Genomic DNA, 19,537 nt, shown 5'->3' on the forward strand with positions numbered 1-19,537 from the left:
GCGGACGAGCAACCCAGTCCGGAACCCCGCCGCTCGGGACTTGGAGGACGACATGACCGCGCAGCCAGCACTTACAGGCGACATCGACGACGCGAGCACGAAGGGCTTCCTCGGCTGGATCGAGCGCGTCGGCAACAAAGTGCCCGACCCGACGCTCATGTTCGTCTACCTCATCGCCCTCATCGCCGTCATCTCCGCGATCGGCTCGTGGGCCGGGGTCTCCGTCACCGACGACGTCGTCGTCCCCGTGCCCCGCGACGAGTTCTCCCAGATCAACGAACACCTCGGCGGCACCTGGTCGATCTACGACTCCGTGACCGGAGAACCGGCTGAAGTCCCCGAGTTCATCGTCACGCAGCAGACGTTCGAGATCCGCAACCTCCTGTCGGCCGAGGGCGTGCGGCACTTCTTCAGCTCGTTCGTCGACAACTTCGCGGGCTTCGGTGTCGTCGCCGTCGTCCTCATCGCCATGGGAGGCGTCGGCGTCGCCGAACACGCCGGCATGATGGGCGCGCTCATCAGGCGCATCGTCAAGATTGCCCCGCGCCGCTGGCTCGCCGCGATCCTCATCGGCGTCGGCGTCCTCTCGTCGGTCGTAACCGACGCGGGCTACCTCATCCTCGTGCCCCTCGCCGCCGCCGCGTTCCTCACCGTCGGACGCCACCCCCTCGCGGGCCTGGCCGCCGCCTTCGGCGCCGTAGGCGCCGTCTTCGGCGTCAACGTCCTCATCACGCCGAGCGACTCCATGCTCACCGAGGTGACCAACGGCGTCCTCGAAGCCGCAGGCATGGAAACGATCGAAGTCACCCAGAACCTCTACTTCGCGATCGTCTCGTCCATCGTCCTCACCGTCGTCACGCTGCTCGTCACCGTCTTCATCACGGAGCGCAGGCTCGGCCCCTACGACCGCGCCGAGCTCGCTGTGGCCTCGATCGACGAAGAGATCGACGAAGCCGCTGAGATCCGGGGACTGCGAGCCGCAGGTATCGCGCTCGGCATCTTCGCCGTCGTCATCGCGCTGCTCACCCTCGTGCCGAACGCACCGCTACGCGACGCAGAGACCGGCCAGATCATCGGCACGACGCCCTTCATGGCCAGCCTCGTCTTCATCATCTCGCTCGCGTTCCTCGTGTGCGGGATCGCCTACGGGCGCGCAGCCAAGACGCTCACGGGAGGCAGCGCCGTCGTCGGAGCGATCGGCAAGACGTTCGGAAGCCTCGGCGGCCTGCTCGTCATGTTCCTCATGATCGCCCAGTTCATCGCCTTGTTTAACTGGTCCAACCTGCCCACGGTCGCCGCCGTCTCAGCCGCAGAGCTTCTCGAACAAGCGAACGTGCCCGCGATCGTCCTGCTCATCGCGTTCATCGTCGTCATCGTGCTGCTCGACTTCATCCTGCCCGGGCTCGTGCCCAAGTGGGTGATCTTCGCGCCCGTCTTCATCCCCATCTTCGCGTCGCTCGACGTCGCACCGCAGACGCTCCTCGCGGCCTACCGAGTCGGAGACTCGCCCGTCAACGTCCTCACCCCGCTCATGGTGTACCTGCCGTTCATGGTGACCGTCGCCCAGCGCTACAAGAAGGACGCGGGCATCGGCACGATCATCGCGCTCATGATCCCGTACGCCACGTGGATCCTCCTCAGCTGGACCGCGCTGTTCGCCGCGTGGTTCTACCTCGGCATCCCCTGGGGCCCCGGGTCTCCGGTCTCGATCGGCTGAGCATTCCCACCACCCAGGAGGCACAGATGCCAGACACCACACCAGCCCTCGACCACGCGCTGCCAGGCCTCGCGGCCCTCGATGCGCTCACCGTCATGGCGAGCGCCGACGCCACCCCGGTCGACGCCATCGGCTACCTCGTGCCCGACGGTGACAGCCTGCCCCCCGACGCCGGAATCGACCTGGCGACGCTCGAGGCTGCAGGCCTCGAACCAAAGCACGGCGCCACGATCCTCGTGCCACAGCCGCACGGCCCCGACACCGTCGTCGTCAGGCTCGGGCCCGCCGCAGACCTCACGGTTGCCCGCCTCCGAGACGCCGCCGCCGCGTTCGTGCGCGCAGTCCCGCGCCGTGCCCGCCTCGCGCTCGCGACCCCGCTCGACGACCTTGACGTCGACCGCGCCGATGCCCTTGCCGCGCTCGTCGAAGGCGCGGTCCTCGCCCGCTACCGCTTCGCGACCTACCGGACGAGCCCGCCGGACGTCTCGCTCGACGTCCTCGCCCTGCGCGTCGGGGTCGGCGGCGACGACGACGCCGCCATCGCGCACGCCCTGCGCGGCGTACGTGCAAGCGTCGTCGCCCGCGACCTCGCCAACACGCCCGCGACGGACCTCACCGCGCAACGGCTCGGCGAGATCGCCACAGCGCTCGGCGAACGCTTCGGCTTCGACGTCTCGATCGCCGACAAGGCCGAGCTCATCGAGCTCGGCTGCGGCGGGCTCCTCGGCGTCAACCGCGGCTCGGTCGACGAGCCGCGCATGATCCGCCTGCGCTACGTGCCCGACGGCAACCCCACCGGCCTGCTCGGGTTCATCGGCAAGGGCATCATGTACGACTCCGGCGGCATCAGCCTCAAGCCGTCGGACCCCATGCACCTGCTCATGAAGATGGACATGGGCGGCGCCGCAGCCGTGCTCGGCGCCTTCACCGCGCTGCGCGACGCTGGCACCCCGAACGAAGTGCGCGGCTGGCTCATGTGCACCGACAACATGCCGTCAGGATCCGCGCTCAAGCTCGGAGACATCCTCGTCGCGCGCGACGGCACGACGATCGAGGTCAAGAACACCGACGCCGAGGGCCGCCTCGTCATGAGCGACGCATTCGCGCTCGCCGTCGAGGCCGACGTCGACGCGATCGTCGACGTCGCAACGCTCACCGGCTCGGCTCTCGTCTCGCTCGGGCCACGCGTCGCCGCGCTGCTCGGCAACGACGTCGACATCCTCAGCATCGTTGAAGACGCGGCAGAGGTGACGGGGGAGCGCGTCTGGCAGCTGCCGCTCGAACGCGACTACCGACCCCAGCTCGACTCGACGATCGCTGACATCTCGAACCTCGGCGGCCCGTACGCGGGCGCAATCACGGCCGCTTTGTTCCTCGACCACTTCACGCGCGGCACACCCTGGGCCCACCTCGACATCGCCGGCACCATGCAGGTCGAGAAGGACGAATCATGGCGTAGCGCGGGAGCGACCGGCTTCGGTGCGCGCATCCTGCTCGACGTCGCCGGACGGTTCACGACAGACGACGACGCGACGCAATGACCCAACCGGACGCACGGAGCTGAGGGGAGCGCCACGTGGAACCATCGACGATCACCTTCATCATCCTTGCCGCCGCCGTCGTCGCGATGATCTCGGGCAAGGTGCCCCTCGGCGTCACCGCCATCGGGGTGTCCCTCGCGCTCTACCTCACGGGCGTCCTCACGCTCGACGAGACGACAGCTGGGTTCGGCGACCCGACAGTCCTGTTCATCGCGGCGCTCTTCGTCGTCGCCGAAGCGCTCGAGATCACAGGCATCACCGCCTGGGCAGGTCACATGCTCGTCGAACGCGGTGGCACCCGACGCGGCCCCCTGCTCGTCCTGCTCTGCCTCATGACGGCAGCGCTCACGGCACTCATCAGCGTCAACGGAACAGTCGCGGCGTTCCTGCCGCTCGTCGTCGTCGTCGCCTCACGCGTCGGCATCCCCGCGTCGCAGATGCTCATGCCCCTCGCGTTCTCTGCGCACGCAGGCTCGCTCCTCGCGCTCACCGGCACGCCCGTCAACATCATCGTGAGCGACGCCGCCGTCGAGGCTGGGGCGCGCCCCTTCGAGTTCTTCGAGTTCGCGCTCGCAGGGCTGCCGCTGCTCACGGGCACCATCTTGCTCGTGGTCTTTCTCGGCACGCGTCTCTTCCCAGAGCGGCCGGCGGCCCAGGCACCCGCCGACGCCCACCGCCTCGCGGCCCTGCTGCGCGAGGAGTACGGGATCGACGACGAACGCACGCTCATGACGACCGCCCGCGGCGTCACCGAGGTGCTCGTGCCGCCCCGCTCCCCGCTCGTCGGCCTGCACGTCTACCCCGGCATGGCCACGCCCAGCGGGAGCCTCGTCGTGCTCGCGGCCCGGAGGGGTGACGACGAGATCACGGGCCACGACTCAACCCTTCAAGCGGGCGACATACTTTTGCTCGACGGCACGTGGGACGACCTCGTGCTGCACACGGCTGACGACCGCGAGGTGCTCGTCGTCAATGCTCCCGGCCGCCTGCGCCGATCCGTTCCGCTCGGAGCCGGCGCCAAGCGGACCATGGTCGTCCTCGTCGCGATGATCGTGCTCCTCACGACGGGCATCCTGCCCGCTGCGGTCGTGGGACTTGGCGCGGCGTGCGCCCTCATCCTGCTGCGCGTCGTCACCCCGCCCCAGGCATATCGCTCCGTGTCCTGGACGATCATCGTGCTCGTCGCCGGAATGATCCCCCTCGCGACCGCCTTCACGACGACCGGCGCAGCCGACCTCATCGCACGCCACATCGTCTCGGCCGTCGGATCTGCGGGCCCGACACTCGCCCTCGCCGCGATCGTCCTCGTCACCCTCGTGCTCGGCCAGCTCATCTCCAACACCGCGACCGTTCTCATCCTCGTGCCGGTCGCGGTCGCGACCGCCTCCACGATGAACGTCTCGGTCCTGCCGTTCCTCATGGCGCTCACGGTCGCCGGGGCAGCGTCATTCCTCACCCCGGTGGCCACCGCAGCCAACCTCATGGTGATGGAGCCAGGCGGCTACCGGTTCGTCGACTACATCAAGGCCGGGTGGCCGTTCTTCGCCCTGTTCGGGCTCGTCGCGATCTTCTACGTGCCGCTCATCTGGAGGTTCTAGCCGACGCCGCTCGGCGACCCTGCCGTCGCGCCCGCGCTACGCCCCGCGCTAGGCCCCGCGCTACGCCCCGCGCGCCGCCTCGACGAACGCGCGCACGAGCTGCGGGTCTTTGACGCCGCGCGTCACCTCGACACCGGATGACACGTCGACCCCCCATGGCCGCACGGCGCGCACAGCGTCGGCCACGTTCGCCGGGTTGAGCCCGCCCGCGAGCATCCATCGTCCGTGAGGCCTGTGCTCCCCGAGACCCGTGAGGTCCCACGCGTTCCCCGAGCCGGGCACGGGTGCGTCGAGCAGGAGGACGCTCTCGCCCAGCGCTCCGACAACCGGTGCGGCGTCGTCCGCGAGCGACACGGCACGCCACGGCATCAGTCCCTCAGCGGTGACCGCCGCGAAGTCCGCCGCGCCGTAGTGCCCTCCGTGCAGCTGGACGGCGTCGACTCCTGCCGCGAGCGCCTGGCGCACTGCCTCGGCGGACGAGAGCTCCGCAGTGACGAGCACCGTCGTCACCTCTGGATCGGCTTCTCGCAGCGCCACGACGATGTCGAGGGCTTGCGCGGTCGTCACGTGCCGTGGGCTGCGAGGGCTCATGACGACGCCGATCGCGTCGGCGCCGGCCGCCGCAGCGACGTGCGCGAGCTCGGGCGTCGTGAGCCCGCAGATCTTCACCAGCACAGGGATCCTCCGGATCGTGGACGACGACCCTATCGGGTCTCGCTGCTCTCGTGACGGGTGGGCCGGGACGCCCCGGGCTGCGTCGTCGTGTCCTCGCTGCGTGGCTGGGTGAGGCGCGCGGTGACGATGGGGATCCACTCCGACGCGAGCTCGGTTGCTGTCGGACCACCGGGAGCCGAGCGTTCGACCGTCTCGAAGTCGACCTGGAATCCCGCCCACAGCAATCGCACGAACACGCGCGTCGGAATGGCGAGCTCGCGCCCCATCGACTCGACGAGCTGCACGATCTCGTGCCCGATCGCGTCAAGGAGCATGTCCTCGCGGTGCGCGTGTGCCCTGGCGAACGCGGGGTTCCGGAGCGCGATCAACCGGAGCTCGCCGTTGATCATGCCCCACCGTCGGTCGAGCGTGAGGGCGTCGAGCAACGTTGTGGCGACCTCGCCGAGCGAGGTGAGGGAGTCGTCGGACTCGCACGTGCACTCCCACGTGCCCGCGTCGATGGCTTCGCGCAGCTGGGTGATCGCCGTGTCCTGCTCGCGCGCGGCGAGCGCGTCGATGAGCTCGTCCTTGTCGGCAAAGTTGGAGTAGAAGGCGCCACGCGTGAAGCCTGCTCGGTCGCAGATCGCCTCGATCGACGTCGCGTCGACCCCGGCCTCGGCGAAGAGGTCGAGTGCTGCGTCGAGCAGGCGCTCGCGGGTGCGCTGACGCCGCGCGCTGGGCGCGGGGTTGCCGGAGGCCTGCGCGTCGGGCGGTGCGGGCGTCAATGCGGGCGTCGACATGGGGGTCCTCTCCGTCGAGGCAACCATAGTCCCCGATACGGGAGTGTATCCAGTACGGTGGTGTATCGGATACAGTTCTGTATCGAATCTGGTGCCTCATCGCTTGGAGTCGTCGTGTCCTCCTTCCTCTACCGCCTCGGTCGCACCGCCTCACGGCACCGACGCGCGGTCGTCGCGCTCGTGCTCGCGACACTCGTCCTCCTCGGCGGCGCCGCTGGCCTCCTGCAGCAGGGCATGGACAACTCCGTCAGCATCCCCGGCACAGAGTCCCAGGCCGCGCTCGACCGCCTGAGCGCGACGTTCCCCGAGGTCTCGGGTGCCAGCGCCCAGATTCTCGTCGTCGCCCCCGAGGGCACCTCGGTGCGCGACGAAGGCGTCGCAACGACCGTCCGCGCCACAACCGACGCGCTCACCGAGCGCGACGACGTCCGCGGCATCCAGTCGCCCTTCACCGACACCCTCACGGGCACGCCCATCGCCGCGGCAGACGCGGCCGGGCTGTCCGACGACGACCGCGCCGCGCTCGTCACCGTGATGATGAACGGCGCGAGCCCCGAGATCCCCACCGAGATCAAGGACGAGATCGCCGACATCGTCGGCGACCTCGCCGCCGAGCTCCCTGACGGCTGGACCGCAACCGTCGGCGGCGAGCTCTACTCCTCGGAGTTCCCCGAGATCACGCCGACCGAGGCCCTCGGCGTCGGCGTCGCCCTCATCGTCCTCGTCCTCACCCTCGGCTCCCTCGTCGCGGCAGGCCTGCCGCTCGTCAACGCGCTCGTCGGCGTGGGCATCGCCATGGCGCTCGTCCTGCTCGCGACCGCCGTGACCCCGGTCAACTCCTCGACGCCCATGCTCGCGCTCATGCTCGGCCTCGCCGTCGGCATCGACTACGCGCTGTTCATCGTCTCGCGTCACCGCGACCAGCTGCGCGAGGGCCTCGACGTCGAGGAGTCGATCGCGCGCGCGACCGCGACGTCCGGCTCCGCCGTGCTCTTCGCGGGCCTCACCGTGATGATCGCGCTCGTCGGCCTCGGCGTCGCCGGCATCCCCTTCCTCACGACCATGGGTGTGGCGGGGGCCGTCGCCGTCGCCGTGTCCGTCGTCGTCTCCGTGACGCTCACGCCCGCGCTGCTCGGCTTTGCGGGGGAGCGGCTGCGGCCGCGACCCTCGCGTCGCGCTCGCCGCGCCGCAGCGCGCGCAGCCGCGCACGCGGGTGCACCGCACGACGCGACGCCCGACGCCCCCGCGCTCCCCGCCCTCACCCGCTCCGACCGCTTCTTCGCCGGCTGGGTCTCGGCTGTCACGCGCCGCCCCATCGTGACGATCGGCGCCGTCCTCATCGTCGGCGTGATCCTCGCTCTGCCAGCGCTCAACCTGCGACTCGCCCTGCCCAACGCGGGCGGCCTGCCGACCTCGAGCCAGGCGCGCCAGACGTACGACGCCATCACCGACCACTACGGCGCAGGCGCCAACGGCCCCCTCATCGTCACCGGGTCGATCCTCACGAGCGACGACCCGCTCGGCCTCGCCGACGACATCGCGCGCGAGATGCAAGCCCTGCCCGGCGTCGCCGACGTGCCGCTCGCGACCCCCAACGCGTCGGCCGACACGCTCATCGTCCAGGTCGTCCCCGCGACCGGACCGACCGACGAGGCCACGACCGAGCTCGTCCAAGAGATCCGCGACCAGCGTGAACGGCTCAAGGACACCTACGACATCGACATCGCCGTCACGGGCTTCACCGCCGTCGGGATCGACGTGTCGGCGAAGCTCGGCGCCGCGCTCGTCCCCTTCGGGATCTTCGTCGTCGGTCTCTCGCTCGTGCTCCTCACGATGGTCTTCCGCTCGATCGCCGTCCCCCTCAAGGCGACGTTCGGCTACCTCCTGTCCGTCGTCGCCGCGTTCGGCGTCGTTGCCGCCGTCTTCGAGGACGGGATCGCCGCCGAGCTCCTCAACGTCGGCAAGCTGGGGCCCGTCATCTCGTTCATGCCCATCGTCCTCATGGGCGTGCTCTTCGGGCTCGCGATGGACTACGAGGTCTTCCTCGTCTCACGCATCCGCGAGGACTACGTGCACGGCGGCGACGCGCGCGCCGCGATCCGCTCAGGCTTCCGCGGCTCGGCACGCGTCGTCACCGCCGCGGCCGTCATCATGTTCTCGGTCTTCATCTTCTTCGTCCCCGAGGGCGACGTGTCGATCAAACCCATCGCGCTCGGTCTCGCGGTCGGCGTCTTCGTCGATGCGTTCCTCGTACGGATGACGCTCGTGCCCGCGATCCTCGAGCTCCTCGGGGACAAGGCGTGGTGGATGCCGCGTTGGCTCGATCGCGCGCTGCCGTCGTTCGACGTCGAGGGTGAGGGCCTGCACGCCGAGCTCGCGCTCGACGGATGGCCCGCAGCCGGGACGATGATCGGTGCACGCGCACTCGTCGTCGACGAACGCGCCGGAGTCCCGACGCCGCTCGACCTCGCAGTCCCGACCGGCGCCGTCCTCGTCGTCGATGGCCCCGCACGCGCGGTCACGGGCCTGCTCCTCACGCTCGCCGGGCGCGTCGCGCCCGTCAGCGGCGACCTCAAGGTCGACGGGCTCGGACTGCCCATGCGCGGCGGCGCGGTGCGCCGCCGCGTCGGGTGGGTCGACTCCCGCCACACCGACGTCCGCGCCGTCGAGGCCGCCGTCCGCGAAAACCCCCGTGTGCTCGTCGTCGACGCAGCCCACCACCTCCACGGGGACGAGCGCGCCGGGCTGGCGCTGCGCAGCGCGCTCGAGGCGGGCGTGACGCTCGTGCTCGGCTCCGCCGGGCCCGACGTGCTCCCGCCCGGACTCACCCCCACCCACCGCCTCAGTCTCGAGCCCGTCGTGGCCGCGACCGAGAGCCCCGCCGGCACCCCTGCCGCCGGAACCGCCGTCGGAACCGCCGCGGCCGGAGCCCAGCGATGACCGCCCCCGTCCGGAAGGACCCCCTGATGACCCGCTCCGCACAGCGCCGGTGGCTCCTCGCGGCCGTCGCGCTCCTCGTCCCCGTCGCCCTCGTCTTCACCGTGCTCGCCTCCCAGTGGGACCCCGCCGCACGCGCCGCCGACGTCACGGCCGCCGTCGTCAACCACGACGAACCCGTGACGATCGGTGACCAGCTGACCCCGCTCGGTCGCCAGCTCGCAGCCGAGCTCGTCAAGGGATCGCGGTCGCGCGGCGGCTGGACGTGGGTCGTCACAGACTCCGACGACGCGACGACAGGGCTCGACGACGGCACGTACGCGGCGGTCGTGACGATTCCCGAGTCGTTCTCGGCCGACGCAACCTCGTTCGCCGACGGTGACAGCGCGCGCCAGGCGCACATCGACGTCGTCACCGCGCACGGTTCGACCGCGACGCGCGACCTCGTGACGACCGCGCTCGCCGACGCAGCGACCGTCGGCCTCGGCCGCCAGCTCACGCAGACCTACATCGAACAGGTGCTCGTCGGGTTCTCGACGACGGGCGATCAGCTGGGTGAGGCTGCCGACGGCGCGAAGCAGCTCGCGTCGGGTGCGGGCAAGCTCGCTGACGGTCAGCAGCAGCTGGCTGACGGGGCGGGGAGCCTCGCGTCTGGCACGACGACCCTCGCCGACGGGCTCGCGTCCCTCGCGGGTGGTGCGGGCACCGCCGCGTCGGGAGCGAGCTCGCTCGCGGCGGGCGCCGGAGAGCTCTCGAGCGGTGCGCGCGACCTCGCGTCGGGTGCCGCCACCCTCGCGAAGGGCACCAAGCCGCTCGCCGTGGGCGCGTCCGACGCCGCCCGCGGCGGCAAGGACCTCGCCAAGGGGGCCAAGGACCTCGCCGCAGGCGCCGGTGCGCTCGCGACGGGAACGTCCGCGATCGCTGACGGCGCGGGCACGCTCGCTGCGGGTGCCGAGCCGCTCGCGACCGGTGCGGGAGCCGTCGCCGACGGCATCGACCAGGTGCTCACGGGCGTGACCGGCATGCAGCCCCGGGTGGCTGTGCTTCCGGGAGCGGTCGGCGCGCTGCGCGCCGCGCTCGAAGGCCTTGACGGCGCCGACCCGGTGACCATCGACGTGACGGTAAAGAAGGTCGCGGCCGGCCTCGCCGCTCTCGAGGGCGACCCTGACGCCGCCCCGACGTCCGAGGCGGCGGGCCTCTACGGCCTCGTCGCAGGGCTCGGTGGGCTCGTCGGTGACCCCGACGCGGCTCCGACCTCGCCCGCCTCGGGCCTCCGCGGACTCGCGGCGGGCGCGCGCAGCGTGGCCGACGGGACCGACGAGCTCGCCTCGGGCGCCTCGACGCTCGCCTCAGGTGCTGGCGAGGTGGCCGAGGGCGCGGACGCCCTCGCCACCGGGACGACCGCGCTGTCGAAGGGCGCGAGCTCGCTCTCGGGCGGCCTCACGACGCTCTCCAAGGGAACCTCCCAGCTCTCGACCGGTGCGGGCGCGCTCGCCACCGGCGCAACGTCGCTCTCGACGGGCGCGACGACCCTCGCAACCGGTGCGGGCGAGCTCGCAGGAGGCGTCGGCCAGCTCTCCGAGGGTGCGCGCGGCGCATCGACCGGAGCGGGAGCCCTGCGCGACGGGGCCTCGAGCCTCGCCGAGGGCCTCGGCACGACCCTGCCCGGGACGACGCAGCTGACCGACGGCGCCTCCGAGCTGGCCGACGGCCTCAGCACGGCCGTCGACGCGCTCGCGCAGCAGAAGGTCACCGACCCGGCCGCCCTCGCGAACGTCATCGCCTCACCCGTCGCGGCACCCGCGGCGCGCGGCCTTGGCTCGGTCGGCTCGGCGGGCATCACCGCGGCCGTCGCGCTGTGGCTCGGGGCGCTCGTTCTCACCATGCGCCCGCACGTCTCGGGAGCCGCGATGCTCGGCACGACGCGGTCCTCGGCCGTCGTCACCGCCCGCGACACCGCAGCCATCGGCGGCGTCGCCGCAGCTCAGGGACTGCTCGTGGGTGCGGTCCTCGTCGCGGTGACCGAGGCCTCGTGGGTGGCCGTCCCGGCCGCTGCGTTCGTCGCGGTCGTCCTCGTGTGGTTCCTCTACGCGCTCGTCGCCTGGGTCGGGAACGTCGGGCGGGCCGCCGCGCTCATCGTCGGCGTGGCGGTTCTCGTCGCGTCGTCGGCGCCGTCCGCACCCGCGTGGGTCGGCGGGCTCGGCGAGCTCGGACCGCTCGACGCAGCGGGCCAGCTGCTCGGTGGCTTCGTGCACGGGGAGGCGTCGGGTGGGGCGTTCGTCGTCCTGCTCGTGTGGGCTGCAGCCTCCGCTGCGGCCGCGATCGGCGCAACGAGCTGGCGCCGCCGGCAGGCGGGCAGCGCGGTGCTGGCCGCGGCCTGACCGCGGCCCGCCCAGGCGGGCGTGGGCGGCGCTACCGGGCGCGCGGGCGGAGCCGGACGTGGGGGAGCTCGGGCGCCGGCAGCGGCCGCCCGTCGTACCCGACGACCTTGCCGAAGCGGGCCTCGCCCTCGGCCCCGCCGTCCACAGCGTCCTGCCACAGCCGACGGGCCTCGACGACCTCGTCGTGCGTGCGCCCGACGAAGTTCCACCACATGAGGATCTGCTCGTCGAACGGCTCTCCGCCGACGAGCATGGCGCGCACGGGACCGTCACCCGCGCGCAGCTCAAGGACACGCCGCCCGGGCGCGACATAGCCGACCCACGCGGGGGCGATCGTCGTCCCCTCGAGCGCGAGGTCGCCCAGGTCAACAAGAACAGCGTGCTCGAACGACTCCTCGACCTCGAGGCGCACGACCGCACCCGCGGCCAGGTCGATCTGCGCTGCGACGAGCGGCGTGTACGCGCGCGCGGGCGACGTCACCCCACCGAGCGACCCCATGACGACCTGGACGCGCCCGACCGCCTCACCAACCGCATCCGCGGGCGCGTTCGCGGGCGCACCACGGTCGTCCGCGTGCATGAGCGTGAACGACGGCACCTCCTCGACGTGCTCGAACGCGCGCTCGCCATGCCGTGCTTCCTCGGGCAACGCAGTCCACAGCTGCACGCCGTGCAGCCGCGGACTCTCCGGGAAGAGCTGCGGGGTCGCTTCCTCGGAGTGGCAGATCCCCGCGCCCGACGTCATGAGGTTGAGCTGTCCGGGCGTGATCTCCTCAAGGGAACCGAGCGCGTCGCGGTGCCGCACACGCCCCTCGAACAGCCAGGTGACGGTCTGCAGTCCGATGTGCGGGTGGGGTGCGACGTCCATGCCACCCGTCGCGGCGACGTCGTCGGGCCCGTAGTGGTCGATGAAGCAGAATGCGCCGACCATGGAGCGTCCGCGCGAGGGAAGGGTCCGGCGGACCGTCATGGCTCGCGGCCCGCCGAGCGGAACGTCGCGCGGCTCGACGAGCTCGACCCCCGCGTGGATGGCGCCCGCGCTGCACGGGGTCTCGGTGGGCTGGGGGTCGAGGTTCGTCATGGGTGGTCTCCGAGGCCGAGCCGCTCGCGGGCGTCGGCGGGGACGAGATCGAGCCAACGACCGGGGTCGCGCGCGATCGTGGCGCGGGCGTAGGAGCAGAACGGCAGAACGGCCAGGTCGCGCTGCCGGACGTCGTCGAGGACGGATGTGATGAGCTCCTTCGCAAGACCCTGACCTGCGAAGATGGGGAGCGTCTCCGTGTGAGTGAGGGCGATGACGTGCCCTTCGAGCCGGTAGTCGACGAAGCCGGCGAGCGTGCCGTCGACGGCGATCTCGTAGCGCGACGCGTCGGGTGCGTCGATGACGGTGACGTTCACGGAGCCTCCCTGGTCAGTGAACCTTCATCCTGCGCCATCTCTGGCGTGCGGCGCATCCCCCAGCGCCTGCGCAGGAGCCCGGGGGATGCGCGCGTGAGCGGCGTTCCTACGATGTCACGCGTTCGCGCACGCCGGCTGCCTCGGCCGGGGCCGGGGTGCGGGACGCGGGCGGCAGCGTGGGTGCGCGACGCCCGGGGGTGAGGGCGCGCAGCGCGCCGAGGATCGCGACGAGGTCGACGACCTCTTGCATGGCCGCGCCCGCGAGTGCGGGCAGGAAGCCGAAGGCGGCGACGAGCATGAGGACGACGGAGAGCCCGATGCCCGCCCAGATGCTCTCGAGCGCGACGCGGACGGTGCGTCGGGCGATCCCGACGAGCTGCAGGAGGCCGCCGAGGTCGTCGATGAGCAGGACCGCGTCGGCGGACTCGCTGGCCGCGGTTGCGCCGGTGGCGCCCATGGCGACGCCGACGTCGGCGACAGCGAGTACCGGGGCGTCGTTGACGCCGTCGCCCACCATGAGGACGGGACGGTCCGTGAGCCCCGCGACCGCGGCGACCTTCTCCTGCGGCAGGAGGCGAGAGCGGACGTCGTCGATGCCGACCTCGGCCGCGACGTGCTGGGCAGTCTCGCTCGCATCGCCCGTGAGCATGACGATGTGCTCGACGCCGAGGCCCCGCAGCGCCGTGAGCACGGCAGCGCTCTCGTCGCGGAGCGCGTCGGTGAGCTCGACGCGTCCCACGAGGGCGCCGTCGACGGCGACGTAGACGGCTACCGCCCCCGGCGGGATGGGGGCATCGGTCGAGACGTGCGGGGCTGTGGTCACGTCGGCGTCGGTGCCGGGCGCCGCGCTGCCCCCAGGAGCCTCGCGGCGCGAGGCGTCCACGACCCACGACGCCTTGCCGACCGCGACCCGACGCTCGCCGACGGTCGCGGCCACGCCGTGCGCGGTCTCCTCCGCGACGTCCGTACCCGTGGCCACCGGGAGCCCGCGCTCGCGGGCTCCCGCGACGACCGCGGTCGCGAGCGGGTGGGGGGAGTACTGCTCGGCCGCGGCAGCGAGGGCGAGCACGTCGTCCTCGGCGAGCCCGTCGGTCGCGACGACCCGTGTGATGTGGGGCCGCCCGTGCGTGAGGGTTCCGGTCTTGTCGAGCGCGACCGTCCGCACGCGTGCGAGCTGTTCGAGCACGCCCCCGCCTTTGACGATGACACCCGCGCGCGCCGAGCGTGACATGCCGGCGACGAACGCGACCGGCGCGGCGATGAGCAGCGGGCACGGGGTCGCGACGACGAGGACCTCGGCGAGTCGGCGCGGGTCACCGCTCACCCACCAGGCGACGAGCGCGATCGTGATCGCGACGAGCGTGAACGGCAGTGCGTAGCGGTCGGCGAGCCGCACCATGGGTGCGCGTGACGACTCGGCCTCGGCCACGAGCGTGAGGATGCGCTGGTACTGGGAGTCTGCGGCGAGCGCGGTCGCGCGGATGCGGATGACGCGGTCGCCGTTGACGGTTCCGGAGGCGATGTGGTCGTCGCGCACGTGCTCGACGGGAAGGGACTCCCCGGTCACGGACGACTCGTCGAGCACGGCGTCGTCGTCGAGCAGGGAGCCGTCGACGGGGACGACCTCGGCGGGCTTGATGAGCAGGGTGTCGCCCACGGCGACCTCGTCGACGGGGACGTCGGCGACGGTGCCGTCGGGCGCGAGCCGGTGAGCGGTGCGGGGTGCGCGGTCGAGGAGGGCGGTGAGCTCGCGCTTGGCGCGGCGCTCGGCGTAGTCCTCGAGGGCCTCGCCGCCCGTGAGCATGACGACGACGATGAGCGCGGCCCAGTGCTCGCCGACGGCGACGGCTGCGGAGATCGCGAGGACCGCGAGGATGTCGAGGCCGACGGCCCCGGCCCGCAGGGACTTCACCATGTCCCACGCCTGCGTGAGCGCCACCGTCATGGCCCAGGCCGTGATCACCCAGCGCGATGCGTCCTGGAGGTCGGCTGCGAGCAGCGCGAGGCCGAGGACGCCGACGACGAGCGTGGCGATGACCCAGGGGTAGGCGCGGAGGCGTTCCATGACACCAGTCCTACGCCTTACCGAGAATCATTTCCAGCAAGCGAAGGCTCGCCTCACTCGTCGTCGCCGTCGTGGACAACGTGCGGGTCGCGCCGTACGCGACCCGCACGCTGTCAGTACGTGAACGTCGCGACCCGGCCGTCGAGCTCGGCCGCCATGCGCGCGAGCTCGGCCACGGCCGAGCCCATCTGCTCGACGGTCCGCGACGAACGGGCGGCAGACTCCGCAACGCCGGTGATGTTGCGCGCGATCTCGGTCGAGCCCGTTGCGGCCTCGGTCACCGAGCGTGACATCTCGGTCGTCGTCGCGGTCTGCTCCTCGACGGCCGACGCGATCGTCAGCTGGTAGTCGTTAATCTGCGCGACGATCTGCGTGATCTCGCTGATCGCCGTGACCGCGCCATCCGTGTCGGCCTGGATGGCCTCGACGCGTCGGGCGATGTCCTCCGTGGCGCGCGCGGTCTCCTGCGCGAGCTCCTTGACCTCGCCGGCGACGACCGCGAAGCCCTTGCCGGCCTCGCCTGCGCGCGCGGCCTCGATGGTCGCGTTGAGGGCGAGCAGGTTGGTCTGCTCGGCGATCGAGGTGATGGCCCGCACGACGGCGCCGATCTCCTGCGAGGACGTGCCGAGGCGCGCGACGGTCTCGCTCGTCGTTCCCGCGACGTCGGTCGCGCGTGCGGCGACCTCCGCGGCGCGGGACGCGTTCTGTGCGATCTCGCGGATCGAGGCGCCCATCTGCTCGGCGCCTGCGGCCACGGTCTGGACGTTGCGGGAGACCTGGTCGGCTGCGGCCGCGACGACCCCGGCCTGCGTGGAGGTCTCGTCGGCGCCCTTGGCGACGTCGACTGCAGCGGTTCCGAGCTCCTCGGCCGCGCTTGCGACGGTCGCGGATGTCTCACCGACGCGAGCCAGGGTTCCGGCGATCGTGCCACGCGCGACGTTGAGGCGCTCCGCGGTGATGCCGAGCTCGTCACGACGGACGACGGGTGCGTCGACCGTGAGGTCGCCCGCGGACATCGCAAGGATGGAGCCTTCGAGGCTCTTGACGGAGCGGCTGACGGACGTGATGACCGAGCGGGACAGCAGGAGCACGACAGCAGCCGCCGCGATGATGACGACGATCGTGACGATGGTCGAGATGTCGGCGCGAGTCCGGGCCTTGTCAGCGATTCCGTCCATGTACGCGTCGATCTCGACGTGGGCGTCGTCGAGGGCCGCGACGTACTCGTCGATGACGGGCTGGACGTAGATCGTGTGGAGCTGCGTGAAGGAACCCTCGGCGCTGGATGCACCGTTGAGCAGGGGCATGAGTCGCGCGTCGCGGACCTCGACGAAGGCGGCAAAGGCCTCGGTGAAGCGCGTCCAGCTGGCGGAGGCACCGTTGAGCGATGCGCTGAGCTTGTCGATGTTGGCGGTGAGGATCGCGTCGTTCTCGCGCAGCTTGGCACCCCAGGTGTCGCGCTCTGAGGTGGGACCCGCGGCGGCCATCTGGGCGATGATCATGCGGCCCTTGAGCTGGTCCTGGTGCACGAGGTTGAGCGGGGCGCCGATGCTCGTGTTGACGGTGGTGATCTCGCTGGACGAGGCCGCGAGGATGTTGAGCAGGGCGAGCGCGAGGCCACCGATGACCAGGACGCCGGCGATGCCGGAGGCGGTGAGCATGAGCAGGCGACGGCGGATGCTCGCGCTCCTGCGGGTGCTGGTCGCGGGCGGCGTCGGCGTCGGCGTCGAGCCGGTTTCGTCGTCGTGGGGCGGGAAGCTGGGCGAAGCCAGGTCCACCTCTGGGGTCGTCATCGTCATCTGATCGTCCTTGACTCGGGCTGAGCGGCCACCAGTCCCTTGCGGCAGCTGCGCTTCTGGCCGTCCCATCGGCTGGCGGTGACGGAATGTGAGGGGAAACACCAGGGGGCGTGGGCGCGGACGTGCGGGTGCGCTCGGAGGTGGGTCGCGGGGCTGGCGTCGGCGAGGGTCGGGGCCAGTGGTCCCACGTGTGGGGCGCGTTGGGGTGATGGGGTGGGTATGGCAGGGACAAGGCGACGGGCCTGTCACTCGTCGTGGAAAGGTCGTCATGGACGCGGTCCTCACTCTCCTCGTGGAGCAGCCGGTTCTCCTTCTTGTCGGGCTCGTCGGTGTGGGTGCGGCGATCGGTCATGTGCAGGTGCGCGGTGTGGCGCTCGGTGCGGCTGCCGTCTTGTTCTGCGCGCTGTTGTTGGGTGCGTGGGGGGCGTCGCGGGCGATCGAGCTTGAGGTGCCGCACGCGTTTGGCACGTTTGGTCTCACGCTCTTCACGTTCACGGTCGGGATCGTCTCGGGTGCGGAGTTCTTTGCGTCGTTGCGGCGCAGCCTCACGGTGGTCGGCGCGATGATCGGTGTCGTTGCGGTGGGCGCGGGCGTGGCGGTGGGCCTGGGCAAGGTGCTGGGGCTGTCGTCGGCGACGGTTGCGGGAACGTTTGCGGGTGCGCTGACGAACACGCCCGCGCTTGCGGCTGCGCGTGATGCAGCGGGCGATGCGTCGGCTCCGACGGTCGGGTACGCGGTTGCGTACGTGTTCGGTGTCATCGGCATGCTTGTCATCGCGCAGCTGGTGCTGCGTGGGCGCGGCTCGGACGTGGACGCGCCGCCCGAGATCGTTGAGCGGCCGGTGCGGGTCGAGTTCGCGAGCGGGCAGTCGTTGCGTGAGCTCACGGAGCTCTACGGCGAGTCGATCGTGTTCTCGCGGTTGCGCCGGGGTGCCGAGGACGCGGCGCCGCGGGCGGCGCTGGACGACGACGTGCTCGAGGTCGGCGACGTCGTCACGGTCGTCGGTCCTGAGCGGCAGGTCGATGAGATTGCCGCGGCGCTCGGGCACGTGTCGTCGCACATGCTGCGCCAGGACGGACGTGTCGTCGCGATGCGCCGCATCACGGTCTCGAGCACGCGGATCGCGGGCCGCACGCTCGAGGAGCTCGAGCTGCACTCGCGCTTCGGCGCCGCGGTGACGCGGCTGCGACGCGGGGATGTCGATGCGGTGGCGAACTCGCGGACGGTTCTGCAGCTGGGGGATCGGGTGCGCGTCGTGGCGCCGCGCGGTCACATGGCTGAGATCACGAAGATCCTGGGGGACTCGACGCGCGGGTTCTCGGACATCAACCCGGGGGTGCTCGGTATCGGTCTGGCCCTCGGGGTGCTGCTGGGGCTCGTCGTCCTGCCGATCCCCGGGGTGCACGTGACGATCGGCGCGGCGGCCGGGACGCTCGTCGTGGGTCTCGTGCTTGGTCGGTTGGGCAGGGTGGGGCCGTTGTCGACGTCGATGTCGTTCTCGGCTGCTCAGGCGTTGAGCGAGCTGGGCCTGCTCATCTTCCTTGCGCAGGCGGGGCTCGTTGCTGGCGGCCAGGTTGCGCCGGCGTTTGCGTCGGGTGAGTGGTTGCGCATCGTCGTGCTGGGGGCGGCGGTGACGTTGACCGTGGGCCTGGGGCTGTGGGTGGTGTTGCGCAGGGTGTGCCGTGTGGGCGCGACGACGACGTCGGGGATGATCGCCGGAACTCAGACGCAGCCCGCGGTTCTGGCGTTTGCGAACCAGCGCACGGGCTTTGATCCTCGGATCGCGCTCGGGTATGCGCTCGTGTACCCGGCGGCGATGATCGTGAAGATCGTGGCGGGCGGGATCCTCGGCTCCCTGTGAAGATTGCCCATTGGGCAATGTTGCACAGTGGGCAACTGCATGCCTAGGGTGACCCGGTGACTGCTTCGTTGCGCGACCTCAAGAAGGCCGCGACCGCGCACGACCTCGCCGCGACGGCGCTCGCCCTCGTGCGTGAACGCGGCTACGACGCCGTGACGATCGACCAGATCGCTGAGCGCGCAGGCTATTCGCGCCGCACGTTCGCCAACCACTTCGGTGGCAAGGCCGAGGCCGTCGTCGACGGCTTCCTTGAGCGGGTGCGACCCGAGGCGATCGATGAGACGAGCGCACCGCACTCCTTCAGCGACCTCGTCGACGGGACCGAGGCGTTCATCAGCGCGCTGTGCGAAGGCCCCGCCCTCGACGACATCCGCGACTTCGTCGTCATCGCCCGCGAACACCCCGTCGTCGAGTCCACCGCGCACGCCCGCATGCAGGCGTTCCGCGGCTCCGCGACGCTGCAGCTGCTTGCGCACCGCTTCGGAGAGACGCGATCGACTCTCTACATCTCGGCCGTCGTCGGACTGCTCGGAGGAGCCCTGCACGTCCTGCACGACGAGCTCGGCGAACCGTGCGGGCCGCCTGATCTCACCCCGCGCGTCCGCGCACGGCTGCGCGACCTCATCACCGAGGCGTTTGGCTACCTCCGGCACGGCTTCGTGCCCGGCCCCCGCGCAGAGGCGGACCCGGCGCCCTAGCGACCCCGCCCCTAGCGACCCCGCCTCCCTGGCGGTCCCGCCTCACCCCAGAACCTCTCCGCCCAGTCAGACCCGCTCCGCCCCGCAC

The 19,537-nt window shown here is 71.5% G+C and carries 13 protein-coding genes; 7 read left to right on the top strand and 6 right to left on the bottom strand.

The window, feature by feature from the left end; genetic code table 11:
- Window positions 1-52 precede the first annotated feature (52 nt).
- From ACTVCO_RS01355 to ACTVCO_RS01365, 3 genes are read left to right on the top strand one after another with little or no spacing between them, the layout of a single operon-like run.
- Window positions 53-1,717: an AbgT family transporter gene (locus ACTVCO_RS01355; RefSeq protein ID WP_443726589.1), complete on the top strand. Its 1,665-nt coding sequence runs from the start codon at window positions 53-55 to the stop codon at window positions 1,715-1,717.
- 26 nt (window positions 1,718-1,743) lie between these two features.
- The gene (locus ACTVCO_RS01360; protein ID WP_443726590.1) at window positions 1,744-3,258 is read left to right on the top strand and encodes a leucyl aminopeptidase family protein; all 1,515 of its coding nucleotides are present in this window, start codon (window positions 1,744-1,746) and stop codon (window positions 3,256-3,258) included.
- A gap of 35 nt (window positions 3,259-3,293) precedes the next feature.
- On the top strand, window positions 3,294-4,856 hold the full coding sequence (locus ACTVCO_RS01365) for an SLC13 family permease (RefSeq protein WP_443726591.1): 1,563 nt from the start codon (window positions 3,294-3,296) through the stop codon (window positions 4,854-4,856).
- A 60-nt stretch (window positions 4,857-4,916) separates the two neighbouring features.
- Here ACTVCO_RS01365 and ACTVCO_RS01370 read toward each other — a convergent pair whose 3' ends face one another.
- Together ACTVCO_RS01370 and ACTVCO_RS01375 are read right to left on the bottom strand one after the other, a co-directional pair.
- Window positions 4,917-5,531 (bottom strand): phosphoribosylanthranilate isomerase, encoded by a 615-nt coding sequence (locus ACTVCO_RS01370; protein ID WP_443726592.1) that lies wholly within the window; start codon window positions 5,529-5,531, stop codon window positions 4,917-4,919.
- 29 nt (window positions 5,532-5,560) lie between these two features.
- Entirely contained in the window at window positions 5,561-6,310 is a 750-nt protein-coding gene (locus ACTVCO_RS01375) for a TetR/AcrR family transcriptional regulator (RefSeq protein ID WP_443726593.1), read from the bottom strand.
- Between the two features lie 114 nt (window positions 6,311-6,424).
- On the opposite strand from ACTVCO_RS01375, the gene ACTVCO_RS01380 reads away from it, so the two are divergent.
- Together ACTVCO_RS01380 and ACTVCO_RS01385 are read left to right on the top strand one after the other, a co-directional pair.
- Window positions 6,425-9,250 (top strand): MMPL family transporter, encoded by a 2,826-nt coding sequence (locus ACTVCO_RS01380; RefSeq protein ID WP_443726594.1) that lies wholly within the window; start codon window positions 6,425-6,427, stop codon window positions 9,248-9,250.
- A gap of 26 nt (window positions 9,251-9,276) precedes the next feature.
- On the top strand, window positions 9,277-11,628 hold the full coding sequence (locus ACTVCO_RS01385) for a hypothetical protein (protein WP_443726595.1): 2,352 nt from the start codon (window positions 9,277-9,279) through the stop codon (window positions 11,626-11,628).
- Between the two features lie 31 nt (window positions 11,629-11,659).
- Here ACTVCO_RS01385 and ACTVCO_RS01390 read toward each other — a convergent pair whose 3' ends face one another.
- From ACTVCO_RS01390 to ACTVCO_RS01405, 4 genes are all read right to left on the bottom strand, one after another.
- Window positions 11,660-12,709 (bottom strand): pirin family protein, encoded by a 1,050-nt coding sequence (locus tag ACTVCO_RS01390; RefSeq protein WP_443726596.1) that lies wholly within the window; start codon window positions 12,707-12,709, stop codon window positions 11,660-11,662.
- Window positions 12,706-13,026, bottom strand: a complete 321-nt coding sequence (locus ACTVCO_RS01395) for a GNAT family N-acetyltransferase (protein WP_443726597.1) — start codon at window positions 13,024-13,026, stop codon at window positions 12,706-12,708. Before ACTVCO_RS01395 ends, ACTVCO_RS01390 begins: the two co-directional genes overlap by 4 nt.
- 106 nt (window positions 13,027-13,132) lie before the next feature.
- Window positions 13,133-15,091, bottom strand: coding sequence for a heavy metal translocating P-type ATPase (locus ACTVCO_RS01400; protein WP_443726598.1), 1,959 nt, complete (start codon window positions 15,089-15,091; stop codon window positions 13,133-13,135).
- A 113-nt stretch (window positions 15,092-15,204) separates the two neighbouring features.
- Window positions 15,205-16,884, bottom strand: a complete 1,680-nt coding sequence (locus ACTVCO_RS01405) for a methyl-accepting chemotaxis protein (RefSeq protein ID WP_443727131.1) — start codon at window positions 16,882-16,884, stop codon at window positions 15,205-15,207.
- A gap of 274 nt (window positions 16,885-17,158) precedes the next feature.
- Here ACTVCO_RS01405 and ACTVCO_RS01410 point away from each other — a divergent pair, with 274 nt between their 5' ends.
- Window positions 17,159-18,751 (top strand): aspartate:alanine exchanger family transporter, encoded by a 1,593-nt coding sequence (locus tag ACTVCO_RS01410; RefSeq protein ID WP_443726599.1) that lies wholly within the window; start codon window positions 17,159-17,161, stop codon window positions 18,749-18,751.
- Between the two features lie 56 nt (window positions 18,752-18,807).
- On the top strand, window positions 18,808-19,449 hold the full coding sequence (locus tag ACTVCO_RS01415; RefSeq protein ID WP_443726600.1) for a TetR/AcrR family transcriptional regulator: 642 nt from the start codon (window positions 18,808-18,810) through the stop codon (window positions 19,447-19,449).
- The last annotated feature ends 88 nt before the right edge of the window (window positions 19,450-19,537 follow it).

It is taken from the genome of Sanguibacter sp. A247 (assembly GCF_052324925.1).
GTDB lineage: Bacteria > Actinomycetota > Actinomycetes > Actinomycetales > Cellulomonadaceae > Flavimobilis.